Source organism: Thalassospira permensis NBRC 106175 (assembly GCF_000714555.1).
Classification (GTDB): Bacteria; Pseudomonadota; Alphaproteobacteria; order Rhodospirillales; family Thalassospiraceae; genus Thalassospira; species Thalassospira xiamenensis.
This window is the reverse complement of record NZ_AUNC01000023.1, coordinates 276,298-297,766: the sequence shown is the minus strand read 5'-3', so window position 1 is coordinate 297,766 and position 21,469 is coordinate 276,298. Positions and strand designations below refer to the sequence as shown.

Annotated in this window: 17 protein-coding genes; 10 read left to right on the top strand and 7 right to left on the bottom strand. The window is 53.8% G+C overall.

Annotated features, from left to right (window positions below; all coding sequences use genetic code 11):
• Nucleotides 1-41: 41 nt before the first annotated feature.
• The 7 genes from SMB34_RS13250 to uxuA all read right to left on the bottom strand — a co-directional run bounded on the left by SMB34_RS13250 (nt 42) and on the right by uxuA (nt 9,462).
• A complete protein-coding gene (locus SMB34_RS13250; RefSeq protein ID WP_007088999.1) occupies nt 42-1,178 on the bottom strand; it encodes an ABC transporter substrate-binding protein in 1,137 nt (378 codons plus the stop codon).
• Between the two features lie 2 nt (nt 1,179-1,180).
• Nucleotides 1,181-2,398 (bottom strand): MFS transporter, encoded by a 1,218-nt coding sequence (locus tag SMB34_RS13245; RefSeq protein WP_037990605.1) that lies wholly within the window; start codon nt 2,396-2,398, stop codon nt 1,181-1,183.
• 4 nt (nt 2,399-2,402) lie between these two features.
• Nucleotides 2,403-4,826: a TonB-dependent receptor gene (locus SMB34_RS13240; protein ID WP_037990603.1), complete on the bottom strand. Its 2,424-nt coding sequence runs from the start codon at nt 4,824-4,826 to the stop codon at nt 2,403-2,405.
• Nucleotides 4,827-4,945: 119 nt separating this feature from the next.
• Nucleotides 4,946-5,905 (bottom strand): FecR family protein, encoded by a 960-nt coding sequence (locus tag SMB34_RS13235; RefSeq protein WP_037990600.1) that lies wholly within the window; start codon nt 5,903-5,905, stop codon nt 4,946-4,948.
• 124 nt (nt 5,906-6,029) lie between these two features.
• Entirely contained in the window at nt 6,030-6,548 is a 519-nt protein-coding gene (locus SMB34_RS13230) for an RNA polymerase sigma factor (RefSeq protein ID WP_037990599.1), read from the bottom strand.
• 242 nt (nt 6,549-6,790) lie between these two features.
• The gene (locus SMB34_RS13225; RefSeq protein ID WP_037990597.1) at nt 6,791-8,242 is read right to left on the bottom strand and encodes a mannitol dehydrogenase family protein; all 1,452 of its coding nucleotides are present in this window, start codon (nt 8,240-8,242) and stop codon (nt 6,791-6,793) included.
• Nucleotides 8,239-9,462: a mannonate dehydratase gene (gene uxuA / locus SMB34_RS13220; RefSeq protein ID WP_037990595.1), complete on the bottom strand. Its 1,224-nt coding sequence runs from the start codon at nt 9,460-9,462 to the stop codon at nt 8,239-8,241. Before uxuA ends, SMB34_RS13225 begins: the two co-directional genes overlap by 4 nt.
• 127 nt (nt 9,463-9,589) lie before the next feature.
• Here uxuA and SMB34_RS13215 point away from each other — a divergent pair, with 127 nt between their 5' ends.
• From SMB34_RS13215 to SMB34_RS13170, 10 genes are all read left to right on the top strand, one after another.
• Nucleotides 9,590-10,300, top strand: a complete 711-nt coding sequence (locus tag SMB34_RS13215; protein ID WP_007089006.1) for a GntR family transcriptional regulator — start codon at nt 9,590-9,592, stop codon at nt 10,298-10,300.
• A gap of 26 nt (nt 10,301-10,326) precedes the next feature.
• On the top strand, nt 10,327-11,301 hold the full coding sequence (locus SMB34_RS13210) for a TRAP transporter substrate-binding protein (RefSeq protein WP_007089007.1): 975 nt from the start codon (nt 10,327-10,329) through the stop codon (nt 11,299-11,301).
• 55 nt (nt 11,302-11,356) lie between these two features.
• On the top strand, nt 11,357-11,866 hold the full coding sequence (locus tag SMB34_RS13205) for a TRAP transporter small permease (protein WP_037990593.1): 510 nt from the start codon (nt 11,357-11,359) through the stop codon (nt 11,864-11,866).
• Nucleotides 11,863-13,137: a TRAP transporter large permease gene (locus SMB34_RS13200; protein WP_037990591.1), complete on the top strand. Its 1,275-nt coding sequence runs from the start codon at nt 11,863-11,865 to the stop codon at nt 13,135-13,137. Before SMB34_RS13205 ends, SMB34_RS13200 begins: the two co-directional genes overlap by 4 nt.
• Nucleotides 13,138-13,140: 3 nt before the next feature.
• Nucleotides 13,141-14,184: an L-idonate 5-dehydrogenase gene (locus SMB34_RS13195; protein WP_037990590.1), complete on the top strand. Its 1,044-nt coding sequence runs from the start codon at nt 13,141-13,143 to the stop codon at nt 14,182-14,184.
• A 288-nt stretch (nt 14,185-14,472) separates the two neighbouring features.
• Nucleotides 14,473-16,233, top strand: coding sequence for a sensor histidine kinase (locus tag SMB34_RS13190; protein WP_037990587.1), 1,761 nt, complete (start codon nt 14,473-14,475; stop codon nt 16,231-16,233).
• Nucleotides 16,196-17,569, top strand: coding sequence for a sigma-54-dependent transcriptional regulator (locus SMB34_RS13185; RefSeq protein WP_037990586.1), 1,374 nt, complete (start codon nt 16,196-16,198; stop codon nt 17,567-17,569). Before SMB34_RS13190 ends, SMB34_RS13185 begins: the two co-directional genes overlap by 38 nt.
• Nucleotides 17,570-17,819: 250 nt before the next feature.
• Nucleotides 17,820-19,157, top strand: coding sequence for an ABC transporter substrate-binding protein (locus tag SMB34_RS13180; protein ID WP_037990584.1), 1,338 nt, complete (start codon nt 17,820-17,822; stop codon nt 19,155-19,157).
• Between the two features lie 23 nt (nt 19,158-19,180).
• On the top strand, nt 19,181-20,494 hold the full coding sequence (locus SMB34_RS13175; RefSeq protein WP_007089015.1) for an ABC transporter substrate-binding protein: 1,314 nt from the start codon (nt 19,181-19,183) through the stop codon (nt 20,492-20,494).
• A 74-nt stretch (nt 20,495-20,568) separates the two neighbouring features.
• The gene (locus SMB34_RS13170) at nt 20,569-21,468 is read left to right on the top strand and encodes a branched-chain amino acid ABC transporter permease (protein WP_007089016.1); all 900 of its coding nucleotides are present in this window, start codon (nt 20,569-20,571) and stop codon (nt 21,466-21,468) included.
• Nucleotide 21,469 lies beyond the last annotated feature (1 nt).

The window sequence follows — 21,469 nt, the reverse complement described above, 5'->3', positions numbered from 1 at the left end:
TACCCCGCGATATCCATCATGTTATCGCGGGGAATCGCCTATTACTTCGCCGCGTCCAGTGACGCAAAATAACCCGGCTGATAATCGATTGGCAGGAAGCGGTCATGCAGTTGGCGGAACGTTTCATCGGGATCAAGATCGGCAAACAGATCCGGATGGAACCATTTTGCCATCTGCTGGATCGCGACGAACTGATAGGGGCTATTATAAAATTGGTGCCAGACAGCATGGAATGCATGCGTTTTTTGCGCCGCAATTCCAAGATAGGCCGAACGTGCCGGATAATATTCCAGCTTCTTCTCAACCAGTTGCGCATCCGCCCCCGGCCCGACCGGCACCCATTTCCCGCCCGGGACATAGGCATCCCACTCGGCACTGGTGACAATCACATGATCGGGACTTGAAACCAGAACCTGTTCGGCATTGATTTGCCCGAATGTTCCCGGGATCAGGTCCTTCGCGATATTGTCGCCCCCCGCCATTTCGACCATCGCACCGAAATTGCCGTCGCCAAACGAATGGCAGCAATCCTCGTAAAAACCGGCAGCCCGGTCGATGAAGACCTTGGGGCGCGCCGGATTGGTTTCCGCCAGTTTATCGGTCACGCGAGCAATTTCGGCGGCGCGGAATGTGATGAACTCTTCTGCGCGGGCTTCCTGATCGAACAGTTTGCCAAACAGCCTGATTGATGGCTCGGTATTGTGTTCCGGATCATGCCGGAAATCGACATAGATCACCGGAATGCCAAGCGCACCAAGCTTCTCAACATAGTTCGCCTCTTCAACGGCCTGTTGTGTTTCAAGGTTCAGGAACACGACATCAGGCTTTTGCGCAATCGTGGTTTCGATATCAATCAGGCTTTGTTCCAGCCCGGCAAAAGCCGGAATATCGCCAAATGCCGGGAACTTCGCCAGATAGGCCTGATAAGTAGCCGGGTCGGCCTCGATCAGATCCTTGCGCCAGCCAACAATCCGTTTTGCCGGATTTTCACGATCCAGAGCAGCGATGATATAAATCTGCCGCCCTTCACCCAAGACTGCCCTTTGGATCGGCGCATTGACCTCGACCTTGCGTCCGGCAATGTCGGTGACGGTGATCATTTCGGCCAAGGCCGTCTGAATAAAAAGCAGGCTTAAAGCGGCGGCTGTGATCAGGCGTGATATCGTTTTTACGATCATTATTATTCTCCGGGAATTTCTGATGGTCGGGCAATCGTGTCTGCACGCGCGCGCGCAAAAACGGTCAGGACAAACCCGATGGCGTAAACAAATCCGACAAGGAAATAGATATTTGAAAGTCCGGCGGCCTGACTGAACAAGCCACCAAGAGCGATACCCGCGATCGAGGCAAATTGCGCCGTACTTTGCGCAAGACCAAGGACGTGACCCTGGCGGTGGTCGCCCGCCGCCCGCGACACAAGGGCGGTCAGTACCGGCGTCGTCGCACCAAGCAACACACCCCAGATAAAATACATCGCGGTAAAAACAAAGATCGACCGGGTGGCACCGGCAAGCCCCGTCACCACCACGCATCCGGCAATCACCAGACACATGCCGCCCAGAATATCGCGCGCAGCACGCCCTTCGAAATAGCGCGCCCAAAGGGATGCCGAAACAACAAAACCAAGTGCCAGCAAGCCATAGCAAAAACCGACGACCCAGTTGCCAACATCAAAGATGTTCAGCACATAAATCGAAAACGGTGATTGGGTTACCATTCTGCCGAGTAGCAAAATGCCGAGAATGGTCAGAATGGAGATGATCTGTGGTGATCGCAAAATACTGATCTTTGCGACGGGCGTTGCATCCGGGGCAGCATCACGGTTTGTACCTTTTGGCGTTACAACCGGCAGCAATACCCAAACCGAGATCAAACAGATCGTACAAAGAATGGCCGCGGAAAAGTTGATCCAGAAGAAAGCCGCATGATCAAGGATCACGCCCCCCACCAACGCACCGCCAAGCGAGCCGACATTGGTTGAAACCTGCAGATAGGCAAACAACTTTGCCCGTCTTGCCGGACTTTCGATACTGACACCGTAAGCCTGTGCCGGTGCAATATACCCAGCACAAGCCCCTTGCAAAAACCGCAACATCAGGATCAGCCACACGTCATTGGCATAGGCCAGCGCAAGCTGGGTAATCGCAAGCCCGAAAAGGGCGCGCATCATCATCGCCTTATGACCGAACCGATCCCCAAGCCGCCCCCAGAACGTGCTGGTCAGCATGATGCCCAGCATCGGCCCGATATAGACCGCAATACTGGCAAATGTGAACAGGTCGTCCGAATGGCTTAATGAATGCAAATGAACGGGCCAGAACGGCCCGCTCATCTCCATCGCACCCATCGAGACCAGCTGGATGATAAACAGAAGATGTATCTGCCAGCGAACGGACATCCGACTAGAAATCAGCCGTTACAGACAGCAGAGCCGTACGAGGTGCACCGACAGAGACCATGCTGAATTCGTTGACACCGTACCAGTAGTCTTCATCCGTAACGTTCTGGATGGTGGCGCGGAATGTAACGGGTGTTTCGGCGATTGAAGTTTTGTAACGCATCCCCAAGTCAAGTGTTGTCCAGTCTGGAATGTCCTGGGTATTGGCAGTATCAATATACTGTTCCGATGTGTGCGTGATTGTTCCGCTTAGCGTCATCCCTTTGACAAAGGGAGCATCCCATTCTGCGGTCAGGTTGAGTTGCATTTCAGGTGCCCCGACAGCGCTATTCCCGCGGGTCGTAGAACTGTTGGTTTTAGTCAGTTCCGCATCAAGGAACATGACGCCCCCCAACAATCTTACGGTTGGCGTGACTTCACCAAAGACGTTCAGTTCGAACCCTCGGTTACGCTGTTCACCGTCGCTGTCATAACTGCCACTTACATTCTGAGCAAAGGGCTTCGTGATCTGGAAAACCGCTGCTGTCGTGCTTATTGAACCGAAGTCCAACTTCACGCCCGTTTCGATCTGTTCAGCCACATAAGGCGACAAAGCTTCGCCGGTTATGGGTGCGTTAGCACCTTTGCTAAGACCTTCGAGATAGTTTGCGTAGAGAGAAACATTTTCCCAAGGCTTGAACACCACGCCGACCATCGGGGTAACAACGCTTTTATCGTATGCAGCCGTTACAGCACCAGTCGTAGCACTGAAGTTATTGGTTTCAACACGCTGCTGACGCGCACCAACTGTTACCAAAAACCGGTCATCCCAAATCGACATTGTGTCTGCCAACGCAACACCGGTCATATCGGATTCAGATATCTTTGGTTTTGATGTCGGTGCCGCTACTGCAACTGGTGCGTTGGCCACCGGATTGTAAATGTTGGAAAATGGATCCGTTGTCGAGAACACCTGCCCACGCTTGAAGGTGTCTTCATAACGACTGGCCTCCAGTGTGACCTTGTGTTTGACTTCGAGGGTCTCAAATTCGCTTCTCACACCGGCACTTGCAGTCCATCTTTCTGTCTGGAAGCGCATGAATGAAAGACTGTCATCTTCAATCGTTCCATCATTTGCCCGGATGATGGGATAGCCGAACAAACGATCAACCTCCGACTTTCCGCCGCCGAAACTGCCAAACAGTGTAAAGCTATTATCGAAATCGTATTCGCCCTGTAGTAATGCAGATCGATCAACAGTGTCCGACCACTCCCAGTCATGAGTGACATTTTTATTGCCGTCAGGTGCAGACGGCATCGTCAGGCCGGAAGCAATACGATATTCGCGAAAGGGAGCATTCAGGTTTTCACGCTGATCAATAACGTCAAGCGACAGCCGCAGATCATCTCCACGATAATCCAGAGCAAGTGCGCCAAGTGAGGTTTCACGTGTCTGATGGTCCAGATAAGTATCACCATTGTGATATCCACCGTTAAAGCGAACCCCGAACTCACCGTCATCGCCATATCTGCGGCTGAAATCAACATTGCCCCCTGCCTGCTTACCAAGTCCATAATCCGCACTGACCCTGTTAAGATCTTCGTCACCGGCACGTTTTGGAACAATATTGATGACACCGCCGACACCGCTATTAGGTGCCATTCCGGCAAGAAGGGCAGCTGGCCCTTTCAGAACTTCAACGCGCTCGGCAAACCCGGATAATGCGCGATAGGTTGGCGCAACACCGTAAACCCCGTTGAACGCCATTTCACCAAAATTGCCGGTATTCACATTGAAACCGCGGATCTGATAAGTATCGAGCATACCACCGCTGCTATTGGGCGTTCTGACCGATGGATCGTTTTTAAGAACATCGGCAATCGTCTGAGCCTGCTGATCGGCAATCTTTTCGCTGGTGTAACTGGTGATGCTGACGGGTGCATCCATGATGTCCGTATTGCCCAGCATGCCAAGACGGCCACCGGTCGCGATCTGGCCACCGGCATAGGCAGGTGGCAGATCGGATTGCGTGCTGTTGGCTTCAACCCGGATCGGATCAACAACCGCCGCCCCGCTTTGCCCTGCTTCCGCCGCAGGGTCGATCAGGATCAGGGAATTTTCGCCAGTTTCACGATAGGAAAGCCCGGTACCGCGCAGCAATGTATCAATTGCGGCGGGAACCGTCATATCCCCGCGGATTGCGCGCGCACCATCGATAGACGGCAGATCAATCGTATAGGCAATCCGCCATCCCGAAGCGGCGCCGATTTCAGCAATCCCTTCGGCAAGGGAGGAAACCGAAATATCAAATGAATAGGTCGCCTGTGCAATTTCGGTCTGCACATTTGCCGCCAGCGCCCCCGATGTCGCTGGAACGACCATTGCCGTTGAAACCAGCAATGCCGAAATCAGAGAGTATGTTCTTGTTCTTGCTTGTTTGAATTCCAACTTCCCGCTCCATAAACGTCTTTTCTTTCAGGCAGGTCCCCCTGCATCTAAAAGGACAAACGAACGGGAAATAAGAGTCCTCACATCGGAGAATGATTTTTTGCGAATTTCTCGCAATCTCAGTAAACAACAGTCAACCAGGGCGAGGTTCTGACGATCTTTGCGCCAATTGCGTCGGCAACAGTTTCAAGCGATCCGGGAATATCGGTCGTCGGGAAACTGCCGGAAATGCTGCGCATTCCAACATCGCCAATCACAACGATGCGGCCTTCATCAAAGTTTTCCAACCGGGCGGTCAGCTCTGAGACGGGCATGTTGTGCACACTAAGACGCCCCTTCATCCAGGATAGTGCGAGTCCGACATCGCCGATATCAGATGGCGAGAGGGTTCCGTCATTGACAACAACCTGCTGCCCCGGTCCCAGCAGAACACCGTTTTCATTCAGCCCGCTTGATACGCGAACAGCCCCATCCTCGACAACCACAACAGTCTGTTGTGAAAGGCGATCCACATTGAATCGAGTGCCAACGACCTGTACCGTGGCATCGCCGGTCCGCACCCGAAACGGATCTCCATTACGGTGGACAACTTCAAAAAATGCCTGTCCCCGCAATAATTGTATTTCCCGGTGGCCTTCATCGAAGTCGGTCGATAACGCACTGTTGGCCGCAAGCCGCACAACCGAACCATCGGGCAATGCAATTGCAGTGACATTTGACTGCCCGGTAACGATATCGGCCTGGATGTTATCGATGAAATCGGGATGAAGGAAAAAGACCGCGCCCGCGACAAATACCATTCCCGCAAGGGCGGCAAAAGAGCGCCGCGGGCGGAACCATGAGAGGAAACCGGAAAGTGCTGGCTTCCTTTGGGTTTCAGAAAGACGTCTTGCCGGCTCCTCGATCCGGGCCCAAAGCACGCGCATCTGATCGAAGGCCAGCCGGTTATTGCGGTCTGCATTCAGCCATTGTTCGAACTCGTATTCCTGCTCAGCCGACAGCGAACCACCTGCCCGTCTTGCGTGCCAGAGTGCAGCTTCGTCCTTTTGCTGTTCAGTCGGTTCAAAAGCGCCTTGCATAGGTTCCCGTTTCGCCCGTCATGATCTGGCGTTCATATCAGTAAATGATGTGATCCGCCAAATTCCCTTTCTATAAACAATAACGGATGACGATAAAATATCCTCATAGCGCGTATGGGATTTATCAGACGTCGTCGCGATAGGCTGCCAGCCGTTCCTGGCAATGGCGCATGGTCCGGGCCAGTTGTTTTTCCACCGCACTGACGGAAATGCCATACTTTTTCGCCAATTTTGCGTTGGATATGCCATCGACGCGATGAAGGATGAACATCTCGCGCGCCTTTAGCGAAAGTTCCAGCAAGGCACGGTCAAGCGCGGAAAGCGCCTGACGGGCTTCGGCATGATCGTAAGGAGACGTCGTTTCACACTGCCATATCTGATCCGGAAGGACCCCGTTCATGGCCTTCGCGCGGCCAAAGGTGCTGCGGTGATGATCAATGACGGCATTGCGTACTGACGCATAAAGCATCTTGGTATTGGCTTCCGGCTCGCCGCAATCACCGGACTGCATCAGACGCGCATAGACATCCTGCACAAGTTCGGCCGCAACTTCACGATCACGTATCCGCCGAACAACCATCGCGACAAGCTGACGCCGATGGTCTTCGAACAGCTTTGCAAGTGTGTTCCGCCAGAAACTCATGCGTATGTTCTATCATTACCTATGAAACTCCGCCCTATGGCCCGTTTCGCGCGCCCGGACAGACAGCCCCCACAACGGTGACGAGCGGAAAGTATCAGTAATGATAATCATTTTCAATATTGTTGATGCTTTTTGTAACCACACCAATCAAAACATGCGAAGCATCGATAAGTGGCGACGCCTTAGCTGATCAGATGCCCTTTCGATCGCCCATTCACCGACCACAATTAATCAGGGCAAAGTCACGCATTGATCTCGTGGGTAATGGCGGCATCGGCGCCGTCCGACAATAACATGGCCAAACGTTCAATTACGGCTTCACGCCAGAACGGACTATCCTGCAACTGTCTGGGCATCCAGCCGGGAAGCTTCGCAAGATTTTCATATATATCTGCTGCATCCTGATAACCGGCCAATGCTTCTATTATTTCGTCCGCACGCGGGTCATTTAGAAGTTCGGCAGCTGCGTCTGGCGCAGTGTTGACTCGCTGGCGCATCACAGCCATCCAGGCTGCAAAACAAAGGGCAAATGTGCCGATCTTCTTGCTGTCCTGTGGCAGGTCGCAGGCCGGGGCAAAAATCCGCTGCGGGAGTTTTTCGGTGCCATCCATGGCGATCTGGCGGGTTTCATGTGCGATTTCCGGGTTACGGAAACGCGCGACCAGTTCGGCCCCGTAATTCGAAAAATCAATCCCGGCAAGCGGTGCCATCGTTGCAGCAGCATTTTCCATATGCTGCGCAACAAGTTGCGAGAAAGCCTCGTTCGCCATGGCGTCGCGGACATAGCGATAATCACCGACTTGCCCCAAATAGGCGATCAGGGAATGGCTGCCGTTAAGCATACGAAGCTTCATAAGCTCGTATGGCTCTACATCGTGAACCAGAATTACACCTGCTTCTTCCCAGGCGGGCCTGCCATCGGGGAAATCATCCTCGATAACCCATTGTGAAAAGGGTTCGGTTTCAATTGCCGCCGGGTCGTCCATCCCGGTTAAACGCCTGGCATCCGAAAGCGTTGTCGCTGTCGCAGCCGGGGTAATCCGGTCAACCATCGTCGAAGGGAAGGACACATTATCCTTGATCCAGCCTGCAAGGTCCGGGTCGCTCCGCTTGGCAAAGTCAATCACACCGTTGCGCAACAACACCCCGTTCGATGGCAGGTTGTCACAAGAAACGATTGTAAATGGACGAATGCCAGCCTGTTTGCGGCGCTTCAGCCCGGCAACCAATATCCCGAGAAGCCCGGTTGGCGTGGCGGGATATGCCAGATCATGTTTTACAGCCGGATGTTCCGCCTGAACCGTCCCCGACACCCGATCAATGCCATATGCCTTTTCGGTGACCGTGATGGTAACAATCCGGATTTCCGGATCGGCAAGCGCATCCAAAACCGGTGCAACATCACGCGAAGCCGCTATTGCCTTTGACAGGCTGGTGATCCTGCGGGCCTTGGGGCCATCCGGATGACGTTCAATCACCGTAAAGGCGCAGTCCTGGGCATTCAGGGCGTCGACAATATCAGTGCTGCGCAGACTGACACCGATGATGCGCCAGTTCCCGCCTTTGGCCTGCATCGCCAAGTCGGTATAAACCGCCTGATGGGCGCGGTGAAAAGCACCAATACCGATATGCACGATACCGGCCGTTGCCATATCTGCATGAGGGGCAGCAGCGGAATTATCCGAAGGTGTCATTTTTGGGCCCCAAGCAAATCAAACCTTGCAGAAAGTGCCGTCATTACCCCCCGCAACTCGGCAAGGCCCTTGAGACGCCCGATCGCCGGATAACCCGGCTGTCCCTTCCGGTTCAGGTCATCAAGAATATCCTGCCCGTGATCCGGACGCATGGGGATGTTCCAGTCCGCACGTCCCGCAGCCTTCCGGCGTGCTTCCTCTCGCAGGATTTCCTCGATCAGATCGACCATATTGGTGTCACCGTCCAAGTGCTCTGCCTCGTGGAAACTGCACGGCAAGCCTTCGCTTTCGCGTTTGGTATTGCGCAAATGGATGAAATGCACGCGATCCCCCCAGCGCCTCAGCATCCCCGGTAGGTCATTTTCAGGACGGACACCAAGCGAGCCGGAACACAACGTAATACCGTTCTCCGGGATATCGATAGCACGCATGATAAAGGCGTAATCGTCTTCGGTCGACATGATCCGCGGCAACCCCAGAAGCGCGAAGGGGGGATCATCGGGATGGCAACACATACGAATACCAACCTCGCGCGCGACCGGAACAACTTCTTCGAGAAACGCGACCAGATTGGCCCGCAGCGTATCGGCGTCGATCACGGCGTAGGTTTCAAGCAGGGCACGCAGATCATCCAGAGAGAGGTTTTCAACCGCCCCCGGCAAACCAAAGGCAACCGTTCGTTCCAGCTCGGCACGGCGTTTGTCCGTCATTTCGGCAAAACGGTTTTTGGCTTCGGCAACGATTCCGGCGGGATAGTCATTTTCCGCACCGGCACGGTTCAGGATGAACAGGTCAAACGCGACGAAATCGGTCAGGTCAAAACGCATGCAGGTCGCACCGTTGGCTAGTCGCCAATTCAGATGCGTGCGTGTCCAGTCAAGAACCGGCATGAAGTTGTAACAGACAATACGGATGCCGGAATCGGCAAGGTTGCGAAGGCTTTGCTTGTAAGCTTCGATGTGATTACGCCACGGACCAACCTGACGTTTGATCGATTCGGAAACCGGGAGACTTTCAACAACATCCCAGGTCAGTCCCGACGGCGCACCATCTTTCATGGTCGCGATTTCGGCATGACGCCTGGCAATTTCATCGGAAGTCCAGACAGCGCCACTCGGCACATGATGAAGGGCGGAAACCACACCATGTGCACCGGCCTGACAAATATCGTCAATGCTGACCAGGTCACTCGGGCCGAACCATCTCCAGGTTTGTTTCATGTGTTTCTCTCTGTATTGGCGTGGTGTCTTCAACACCGACTATAACGGTTGTGAACAGTATCACGACATAATTTTGTTGACTAGTATGGTAGTATGCATCATGACTCAGAAAAGCAAGGAGAGATTGATGGGCGATCCCGAACAAAACGACTGGGAAATCACGCACGATCAGGCTGTCGGCCCACAGATCCATCGCATCATACGCGAACGGATCGTGTGTACGGACCTGCTTCCCGGTGTGCGCTTGTCCGAAGCAGAACTTGCAAAACATTTTAATGTCAGCCGCCAACCGGTCCGCGAAGCTTTCATCAAGCTTGCCGACGAGGGTCTTTTGGAAGTTCGTCCGCAGCGCGGAACCTATGTGCGGAAAATTTCTGTTGCCGCTGTTCTTGACGCACGATTTGTCCGCGAAGCCATTGAAGCCGACATTGCACGCTTTGTTGCAAAAGAACCTGACGATGCGTTTCTTGCCCGCCTCGAACAACTGATTTCCGATCAGCGCAAAGCAATGAAAGGCGATGCAAGGTCGTTTCTGAAACTGGATCATGATTTTCATCACTGCCTGGCGGAGGCCGCCGGAAGAACATATGCGTGGAAGGTCGTTGAAGATGTCCGCGCCCAACTCGACCGGGTACGGTATCTGAGCTACTTCCAGTTTCCGATGGACGAAATCATCGAACAGCATGTCCGAATTGTTGCGGCGATCACAGCCCGTGATCCCGAAACAGCCAGCGCAGCCATGCGTGAACACCTCCGTGAAATCCTGCATACGCTGCCTGATATTGCCCGCTCCAAAACGGAGCTTTTTGATGACGCCAATTCTGCGTTGTCATCCTGAGACGTCAACCGAACTGGGAGGAAAATATGCTTAAAAAAACGACCAAAAAACTTATGATCGCTGGTGTCGCAGCCATGATGATGAGCAGTTCTGCGATTGCGGCTGAAATGACCCTCAAACTTGGCCATCTCGCCAATGAACAGAATTCCTGGCACAAGGCTGCGGTCAAATTCGGCGAAGAACTCTCAAGCCTTACCGACGGCCGCATTGATGTTCAGGTCTTCCCGAACGAAACGCTCGGCAAGGAAATCGACCTGATCAACGGCATGCAGCTTGGTTCGGTCGATATGACCATTACCGGTGAAAGCCTTCAGAACTGGGCTCCGATGGCGGCCCTTCTGGCTGTGCCTTACGCCTATCCCACGCTAGAAGACATGGATGCGGTTGCCAGCGGCGAAATCGGTTCAAAAATTGAAGATCAGATCGTCGAAAAGGCACAGATTCGTCCGATCGCCTATTTTGCACGTGGTCCGCGTAACCTGACCTCGAACCGTGAAATCAAAAGCCCGGATGATCTCAATGGTCTGAAAATGCGCGTTCCGAACGTGCCGCTGTTCCTCGATGTCTGGAAGGCGCTTGGCGCACAGCCGACACCGATGGCGTTTTCCGAAGTCTTTACCTCGCTTCAGGCTGGCACGATTGACGCGCAGGAAAACCCGCTTGCGCTCATCGATTCCGCCAGCTTCGATGAAGTTCAGAAATTCGTGAACAAAACCGAGCATGTTCGTTCATGGATCTACCTGACCATTTCGGAAATCACCTGGAACAACCTGTCTGACGAAGACAAGGCTGCTGTGACCGAGGCCGCAAAACGCGCACAAGCTTACGAACGCGACCTGTTCGCCGCGGACGAAGAACGCCTGACCAAAGAACTTCAGGAAAAAGGCATGACCTTTGTTGAAGTCGACAAAAAGGCCTTTGCTGCAAAAGCTAAAGATGCAGTTCTCGCCAATGTTTCCGACGAAATTCGTCCATTCGTCGAAGAACTCTTCACAAAATAAAATGTGCGGGATCGGTCACTTCGCGTGACCGATCCCTTTCCGACGGGGAAGCAACGTGCTTTTTGCCAGATTATACGCGTTCATTATCGCACTGTGTCGCATCGCAACGGGGGCTGCCTTCAGCATCCTAATGTGCACGGTTCTAATACAGGTCTTTTCGCGCACCTTCATGCCCAGCTCTCCGGTCTGGACAGAAGAACTAACGCGCTATGCCCTGCTATTTCTCGCCGCTTTCGGTGTTGGCCTCTCGTTCCGCAATGGTGAATTGGTCAATGTTGATATCGTATGCGAAATGCTACCCCTGCGCATACAGCGGGCGCTCATGTTCGTTTCAGCTGCTCTAACCACTGGCTTCTGCCTGATTCTGGTATCCCCCGCATGGAGGTTCGTTTCCATCGGTGTCATGCAAACCTCGCCTGCACTCGGGGTCCGAATGGACTTTATCCACGCGACGGTATTCATCCTTCTCGTGCTGCTTAGCCTTTTCGCAACCTTGCGTATGATCCGTGTTATCGCCGGTGTATCTGACGGAAAACCCGAAGACACGACAAAGGACTTTCCATGAGCCTTGCAATCTTACTAGGCGTTTTCGCCCTCGGCCTTGTTATCGGGCTTCCCGTTGCCGTTACTTTGGGCCTGTCTTCGCTTTGTTATCTGCTCATTGAAGGCATTCCGCTCGTCGTCATCCCGCAAAAAATGTTCGCGGGGATGGACGTCTTTGTTCTGCTTTGCATTCCTGGCTTCATCCTTGCCGGGAACCTGATGAATGGGGGTGGCATCACGCCGCGCATCGTCCGGTTCGCCAATGCAATGGTGGGCTGGATGCGCGGTGGGCTGGGCCTTACCAACGTTACCGGCTCCATGCTGTTTGGTGGCATTTCTGGCACTGCGGTTGCCGATGCTGCTTCCATCGGTGGCATGATGATTCCCGGCATGGTGCGCGCCGGTTATACCCCTGCCTTTTCTGCTGCGGTGACCGCGGCCTCATCTACGGTTGGCCCGATCATCCCGCCAAGCATGCCAATGATCATCGTCGGCGCACTTTCGGGTATCTCTGTTGGCAAAATGTTCATCGCCGGAGCCATCCCGGGCATCCTGATGGGCATTGCCATGATGATTACCTGCTACATCATCGCTGTTCGTCGCAAATTCCCCCACCAGCCATGGCAGGGCTTTGGCGAACTGCTTCGCTCCTTCATGGGGGCCTTCTGGGCTCTTGCCATGACGGCACTAATCGTTGGCGGTCTGCTAAGCGGCATAGTCACGCCTACAGAAACCGCCGTCATCGCAAGCCTCTATGCCCTGATTGTGGGCTGCTTCATTTATCGTGAACTGCCACTGCGCAGGGTTCCAAAAATCATTGTCGATAGTGCCGTCACTGCGGCGGCCATTCTGGCCCTTGTCGGTTTGGCCAACGTGTTTGGCTGGATTTTGGTTTCTGAACGCATTCCCCAGATGATCTCGAATGCGGTCTTGTCCGTGACCGACAATAAATATGTCGTCATTCTACTGATCAATCTGGTGCTGCTTGTCGTCGGCATGTTCATGGAAACCATCGCAGCCCTGATCATCCTGTTTGTGCCGCTTCTGACACTGGCGACCAATGTCGGCGTTGATCCGATCCACTTTGCCGTGTTTGCAGTTCTCAACCTGATGATCGGTCTGACAACTCCGCCGGTCGGGATTTGCATGTTTATCTGTGCAAACATTGCCAAGGCACCGGTCACCACGGTGATCCGGGCCCTGATGCCGTTCCTTCTGACGAACATCATGATCCTGTTTCTTGTTTCCTATATCCCGGCGCTGTCAACCTGGCTGCCGTCCCTGATGGAGTAATCTATGCAAACACGTGTTTGCCGTCTGTATGGCCAAGACGATCTGCGGATCGAAACTGAAAACGCCCCTGCTTCCGCCCATGACGAAGTTCTTATCCGCGTCGGGGCCGGCGGTGTGTGTGGTTCGGATATGCATTATTATTTCGAAGGCGGCATCGGCCAGATCCGCGTGCGCGAACCGATCATTCTGGGCCATGAAGCCGCCGGGGCGATTGTTGCACTTGGCCCCGATGTTACCGGGCTTGTCATCGGACAAAAGGTCGCGATCAATCCAAGTCACCCATGCGGCACTTGCAGCTATTGCAAGAAAAACCTGCAGCAGCATTGCCTGAACATGAAGTTCTTCGGCTCTGCAATGCCAATGCCCCATATTCAGGGAGCATTCCGTGATCTGGTCAATGTCCGGCAAGGCCAGTGCTTTGCGATCAGCAATCAAACAGATATCGGCCATGCCGCCTGTGCAGAACCACTGGCAGTCTGTCTGCATGCCGTGGCGCGTGCTGGTGACCTTTCGGGGAAAAAGGTTCTGATTACCGGGGCTGGCCCGATTGGAAGCCTTTGTGCCGCCGCGGCCAAACGTGCCGGGGCCAGTGAAATCGTTGTTACCGATTTGCAGGATTTCGCGCTGAATGTTGCGCAGCAAATGGGTGCAACCAGCACCATCAATATCGCCAATGCCGCGGACGACCTGAAAGCCTATGAACAGGACAAAGGTCAGTTTGACGTTTGTCTGGAATGTTCGGCAGCCCCGGCAGCATTGCGGTCTGCAATCAGTGTTTTGCGGCCGCAGGGTATTCTGGTTCAGGTCGGGGTTGCAGGTGAAATCCCTGTCCCCTTCAACCCGCTGGTCGCCAAGGAAATCACGATCACCGGAACCTTCCGATTCCACGCGGAATTTGCCGATGCTGTGCGCCTGATTGACCGCGGTGACATAAATGTCACCCCAATCATCACCCAAACCTATCCGCTTGAAACCGCACAAGAAGCGTTTGAAGTCGCACGAGATCGAAGCAAATCGGTTAAAGTTCAATTGTCTTTCGCCAATTGAATTTGCTTCCTGTTTATCCGAATACCAAGAAGGCTGTGGCATTATTCATGTCACAGCCTTCTTCATGAGGCCCCCTAGTTAGGCCGTGATGAAACGTCTGGCAGGTTAGCCATCTTGTCAAACACCGGCACGCGGCTGAAGATTGATGTGCGTCACATTCTAGGACGACTTGTTAAATTGTCGCCCTTGGGCAAAAGAGACGTTTGACTTGCCGGATGAAGACAATTCCGACAGAACTAAGCAAATGAACAATGCGCGTTGGTAAAACCAGCGCATGGGAGGCGCTAAGTGTCCGGTTTCCATTGGTCGCGCAATCAGCGTATGAGTTTGGTTGGCCGATACACGCTTTTATCGGTCGGCGTTGTAATATGTGCGCTTGTCGCACTGAGCTTCTTTTATCAGCGTTTTTCCAGTGAACTGATTGACCGCCTGACGGGTGAGCGCCTGAGCGCGCAGGTTGCAGCAACATCAAACAAACTTTCCGCATTTCTGGACGCCCGCATTTATCAATTGGTGACCCTGTCAAACCACCCGGCGTTACCGGCCTTCATTGATGCGCCAAATTCACCGCAGGCAGAAGAGGCGCTTGCATTGCTGCGGGTCGAGGCGGATTCACCTGATTTGTATGGCGTGCTATTTTTTGACTGGAATGATAATCTGGACAGACTGGTTGCCGGGCAAGCCGCGTCCGGCCCGCCATATTGGTCCAAAACCGGTTGGGATATCCGAGGTCTTCCCCGCGTCGAACATGAAGGTATCGAATTCATCGGGCCGCAACTGCCCGAAAATGGGAATTCCGGCTGGATTTTGATGCGTCAGCATATTCGCGATAACGGGCTTGGCCAGAATACGTCTGTTGCGCTTCATATGCGTCTTGCATCCCTGACCGAACTCCTTGTCAGTGCTGGTGTTGCCGGGGTGATTGAACCGCTTTTGCGAACGCCAGGTGGTGTTGTTCTGGACCCAACGGGCCGTCCAGCCGAAGTCACCGGTGAACTGATTGAAGGCCCCAGCATTCTTCCGGGCTGGAATATCGTCATGAGTGTTCATCCAGGCACCATTTTGCAACCGATTGATCAGACCCGGTTTTGGCTTTATGTCACAGCGACCCTTATAATCCTGGTCATTCTGGCAATCTTTTTTGCCCTGTCGCGCAGCCTGCGGCGAAGGGTTGATACACTGGTTCAGGGCGCGCACAGCATTGCATCGGGCGATCTATATTACCGTCTGCCCGAAGGCCGCCGCCGTGATGAAATCAGCACGGTTGCCAAAGCATTCAACACCATGGCATGGCAGCTTAAAGACCTGATTGACCGAACCGTTCGCGCCGAAAAACTTGCAGTACTTGGACAGTTTGCAACGGGCGTTGCCCACGAAGTTCGCAATCCATTGGCCACGATGAAAACCACCGTTCAGGCCCTCACCCGCAAGGAACAGGATGGTGAACGCAAGGTCTTGCTTGACGACATGGGCCATCAGATTGATCGCCTTTCACGCGTGGTGAACGATCTTCTGGCTTATGGACGCCCGGGAGAGGCCAATCTGCAAAATGCCGAAGTTCGCGAGCTGTTTCGTCAGTCTTCCCGAGTTCTTGAACCGATTGCCAAAGAAGCGAATGTCCGGTTTTACACCAGCGGCGATTCCGGGCTGAAGCTTCATATCGACCCGGATCAGGTTTTGCAGGTTCTGCTTAATCTTGGCATCAATGCCATTCAGGCCTGTAAGGTCGGCGGCACCGTCGGTTTGCGGGCAGAACAGAACGAAGAGTGGGTAGAAATCCGCGTCACAGACGATGGCGCGGGCATCCCCAAACAGCATTTGCTTGACGTGGTACAACCATTTTTTACCATGAAAAGCAAAGGGACCGGTCTTGGCCTGACGATCAGCCAGCAGCTCGTCGAGGCCAATCAAGGTACCATTCATATTGAAAGCGCCCCGCAAGAGGGCACGACAATTACATTGAAGTTCCTCGCCGCAAAAGCAGGAACTTCCGAGGAGGAATATCCCGAAAATGTCCCAGAAGATCAGAATACTGATCGTCGACGATGAGGAATCGTTCGTTCGTTCTTTGAGTTTTGCACTGAGAACAGAAGGTATGGACGTCACGGGCGTTCATTCCGGCGAAGATGCCTTTCTCGAAGTTCGGAAGAACCAGTTCGACATTATCCTGCTTGATCTGCGCCTGCCCGGCGCCGATGGCATGGAGGTCCTGAACAGTATCCGTAATCTTGACATTGATATACCTGCGATCATGATCTCGGCGCATGGCGATACCCGTGCGGCAGTCAAGGCCGTCAAGCTTGGGGCCGCAGACTATCTTAGCAAGCCGTTCGAACTTGATGAGCTGATCCACACGATCAATACGGTTCTGGATCAAAATCAGACGGCGCTGGAACTGGAATATCATCGTAAACGCGATGTTCCGGCCAACGGCCTGATCGGCGATTGCACAGTCATGAGCAACCTGCGCACCACTATTGAACGCGTCGCCAAAAGTAGTGCCAGCCGTATTCTTTTGCTGGGAGAGTCCGGCACTGGCAAGGCATTGGTCGCACGTGCAATCCATGGCGAAAGCCCACGATCATCGCGGGCCTTCATCGAGGTGAACTGCGCAGCATTGCCCGAGCAACTGATTGAGTCCGAACTCTTTGGCGCGGAAAAAGGCTCCTATACAGGTGCCCATCAGAAACGTACCGGTCTGGTAAAGCTCGCAGATGGTGGCAGCCTGTTTCTCGACGAGATCGGCGAACTTCCGCTGGCTCTGCAGGCGAAATTCCTGCACTTTCTGGAAAATGGTGCTTATCGCCCGGTTGGCAGCGAGCATTCGGCATCGGCCGATGTGCGTGTGATTGCGGCAACCAACCGCGACCTTGCCGAAGAAGTCCGTCTAGGCAATTTCCGCGAAGACCTGTTCTATCGGTTGAATGTCATTACCATTGATATCCCGGCCCTTCGGGAACGGGGTGACGACATCATCAAACTGGTCGAACATTTTGCCGATAAACAGGCAAAGGCCGAGGGATGCCAACCGATCAAGTTTGCACTGGAAACGGTTGATATTTTGCTTGCACATCGCTGGCGCGGGAATGTACGCGAACTCAAGAACCTGATCGAACGGCTGACCATTTTGTATCCGGCAAAGATGATTTACCCGGAACTCCTGCCTGCCGAATTTCATGAAGACGAGTTGCATGACGAACGGGAACCCCATCAGCCCGCAAGCTCTAACGCGCCGCAATTGCAGGATCGCCTTGATACCACGGAACGCACTCTGGTGCGGGACGCGCTTGATCAGGCAAACGGGCACAAGGGCCGGGCGGCAGAAATCCTTGGCATTTCGCGACACGCCTTAAAGCGAAGGTTGCAAAGACTGGGACTGCAATAACAAAAAGGGCGGTTCCGGCCATTCACGAAATCAAAAGCCATTGAGCGAAAACCGCTCAATGGCTTCTTCCGTTCGGAGCGCCAACCGCTCATAACCGCGCGCATTGTTTGTGAGCGCCCGCACATCCATCGCACAAAACCGCAATCTCCCTGCCTTTTTCCTTTTAGTGATCAGTTGGCACAGCCTTTGCCAATCAGTGGGACAAAGGTACAAACACGAATGGAACAACCATTCGTAGGGAGGATACATCATGGAGATGCTCAAACGCCCGGTTTCCGGGTGCATCACCATAATTATTGCCACGTTCACAATGCTTGTCGCCAATAGCGCACAAGCCGAACGTTTTGAGCTGGGTGCATCAGCCAAAGAAGCGGATGCGGTGATCGGCTGTTTGTACCCCATGACCGGTCGATCAGCGACCTATGGTCGAGACAGCATCGTCGGCATTCAAATCGCACTTGATGACCTTGCCGCTGAAACCAAGGCAGGACTAACCCCACCAAAACTTCGCATCATTGCCGATGATCCGCGATCAAAGGCTTCTTATGCCGTGCGTTTGGCACAGGACTTCATCGCCAAGGATAAAGCCCGGTTTTTCTGCGGGATCGTATCATCAGGCGTTGCCCACGCAGTAAGCGACCTTGCCCGTCAGGAAAAAGTCATCATGATCGGAACCGATCATGCATCTTCTCGGCTCAGCATCGAAGCCGGTCATGATTATTATTTCCGGGCCACAAATGACAGCTGGACCAGCATGGCCGCAGGGGCGCGCTATCTGCGCGACATTCAAAAGGAAACTGGCTGGAAACGGCTGGCCTTTGTGGGGCCCGACTATGATTATGGGCATGTTTCCTGGACGGACTTGCAACTGGCACTCGATGGCCTTGGTGTTGAATATGAAACCGTCAGCGCATTATGGCCCAAGCTCTATGAGCCGGACTATTCGATCTATATCAATGCCCTGCAATCGGCGAAGCCGGACGTCGTTGTCACCGCACTTTGGGGTGGAGATTTCATTGCCTTCATCAAACAGGCATCAACGACCCGTTTCTTTGAAACCACCCGTCTGGCCAATTTTGATACCGGTGCCAATTACGATGTGATGATGGCGCTGGGTAATCAGCCCTATCCCGGCCTGATCCTTTCGGCTCGTCATCACAATAATTGGCCAGAAACCGGACGTAACAAACGATTTGTCGCGCAATTCCATCACCTGACCGGTCGTTATCCGACTTATGCCGCCGAGGGTGCCTATACCGGCATTATTGCAATTGCGCGTGCCATCGAAAAGGCGGGCGGCTCAGACGATGACAGGGCACTGATCACCGCACTCGAAGGGTTGCAACTGGCCCTGCCCGAAGACCCGCCGGGCTTTGCATCCTATATCGATCCCGACACCCACCAGATTGTCCAGGCGCAAGCCGTGGGCACGGTCGTCCATAACGAAGATTTTCCGCCATCGAAACTGATGGTGGGAAATTGGGCGATCTATGACGCCGAAGACCTCAAACCGTCAAAAGAGATGGTCAAACGCCGCCGCGATGCCGTGGCCGGTGGGTCTGAGGCTGTTCCACCGCCATCTCCATAGACCTTTCCCAAGGGAGGAAAAAAGTGAAGAATAATAAAACAACTTTCAGCAATTATCTGGTTTCGGGCGTCGCTGCCCTTGCCTTGACGGTCGGCCTTGCATCAGCTGCATCGGCTGCCGAAAACGGCAAATTCCGCGTCGGCATCGTCACCTTCCTGTCTGGCCCGGCTGCTGGTCCGTTTGGCGTTCCTTCTGCGAATGCCGCCAAAATTCTTGTCGAAGCGCTTAACAAGGGAGAGGTACCAGCACCTTATAACAAGCTTGGCATCAATGGGGCGGAAATCGAAGCAGTTATTATTGATGAGGCTGGTGGTGCAACCAAGCAGGTTGAAGAATACCGCAACCTTGTCCAGCGCCAAAAAGTTGATGCCGTGATCGGCTATGTGTCTTCGGGTGATTGCCTCGCAGTTGCTCCTGTAGCAGAAGAACTGAAAACCTTCACTATTGCGTATGATTGCGGCACTCCCCGCCTGTTTGCGGATAACCCCGATGCACAATATATGTTCCGTACCGGCCTTGATGCATCGGTCGACAATATCGGTGCCGTTCGCTATCTCAAAGCAACCCGTCCGGACGTAACCCGTCTGTCAGGTATTCAGCAGAACTATTCCTGGGGTCAGGACAGCTGGGCTGACTTTACGGCTGCAGCGGCAAAACTGCTGCCGGAATCAGAAATCGTCGAAGAACAGTTCCCAAAAATCTATCAGGGCCAGTATGGCGCAGAAATCTCTGCCCTGTCGGTCAAACGTCCGGAAATCGTCCACAGCTCCTTCTGGGGTGGCGACATGGAAGCCCTGGTTCTTCAGGCAAATGCCCGTGGCCTTCTTGAAGACGCCACCGGTTTGCTAACCTGCGGTGAAGCGAGCCTTGCCACCTATAAAGATCAGGCACCAAATGGCATGATCATTGGTGCGCGCGGTCCGTTCGGTGCATTTGCGCCGGACAACGCCCTGAACACCTGGTTCAAGGGTGCTTATAACGCCGCCTATGATCTTGATCCGGTTTACCCGGCAACCAAGATGGCACAAGCGATCCTCGGCCTGAAATTTGCCGCTGAAAATGCAGGCCTTGCCGACAAGGAAATCCCGACCGCAGATCAGCTTGCGACGGGCCTCAAGGGGGCAACCTTTGAATCCGTTTCGGGTACTGTCGAAATGGCGCGCGGCAATGGTCATCAGGCGATGCAGGGCATCACCTATGGCGAATACCACTATGAAGACGGCAAGGCGTCCATCGTCAATACCGTTTCATTCTCAGGCGAATGCGTAACTCCGCCAGAAGGCGTTTCTGCCGCAGACTGGATTGCCCAGGGCTTCCCGGGCGCTCAGTGTAACTAAACGCAATCTTCCTGCGATGCGGGCATCTCTTTTGCGGGATGCCCGCCCTTTTCCCTGCACACTGGATATTTGTGATGACAAGTCTTCTTGCCGTCCTGATTGATGGCTCGATCTATGCATCGTGGCTGTTTCTCGTGGCCGCTGGCCTGACCGTGATTTACGGGGTGATGCGCATCCTGAACATGGCGCACGGCAGCTTCTATGCCATTGGCGCCTATTCGGCAGCATCCCTTGTTGGCTGGTATTTCAACAACGGTATCGGCCCGGCCTGGATCAGTTATCTTTTGCTGATTGGTGCGGCACTGGTTGCCGGACTGATTGTCGGCGTGATCCTTGAACGCGGATTGCTGCGCCTGATGTACGGCCGCGACGAAATCCTGATGGTGATCATTACCTATGCGCTTTTGCTTATCCTTGAAGACACGATGAAAATCGTCTGGGGGGTCAATCCGTATTTCGCCTATCAGCCCTATTCCGAACTCGGCCGAACGTCTTTTGGACTGCTTAAGGTTTCGAATTACGACCTGTCACTGGTCGGGGTTTCGGCCGTCATTGGCCTTGTTTTGTGGGGACTGCTCGAACGCACCAATACCGGCAAGGTATTGCGCGCGGTGATCCATGACCGCGAGATCGCGGTGGCGATGGGCGTTAATGTCCGCCTCATGTTCACCATCACCTTTGTCATCGGTACCATCCTTGGTGCACTTGCCGGTGCGCTGACCGCACCTGCCATCTCGGTTGTGCCGGGTATCGGGATTGAAGTCATCGTTCTGGCCTTTGCCGTGGTCGTGATTGGTGGACTTGGCAGCATCGGCGGTGCCGCGGTTGGTGCCCTTCTGGTTGGATTGAGCCGCGCCGCTGCCGTTCATTATGCCCCTGAATTCGAACTTTTCGTCATTTACGGCGTGATGTCGCTGGTTCTGGCGTTCCGCCCCGAAGGCCTTTTTGGCCGTACTTTGGCGAGGAAAATCTGAC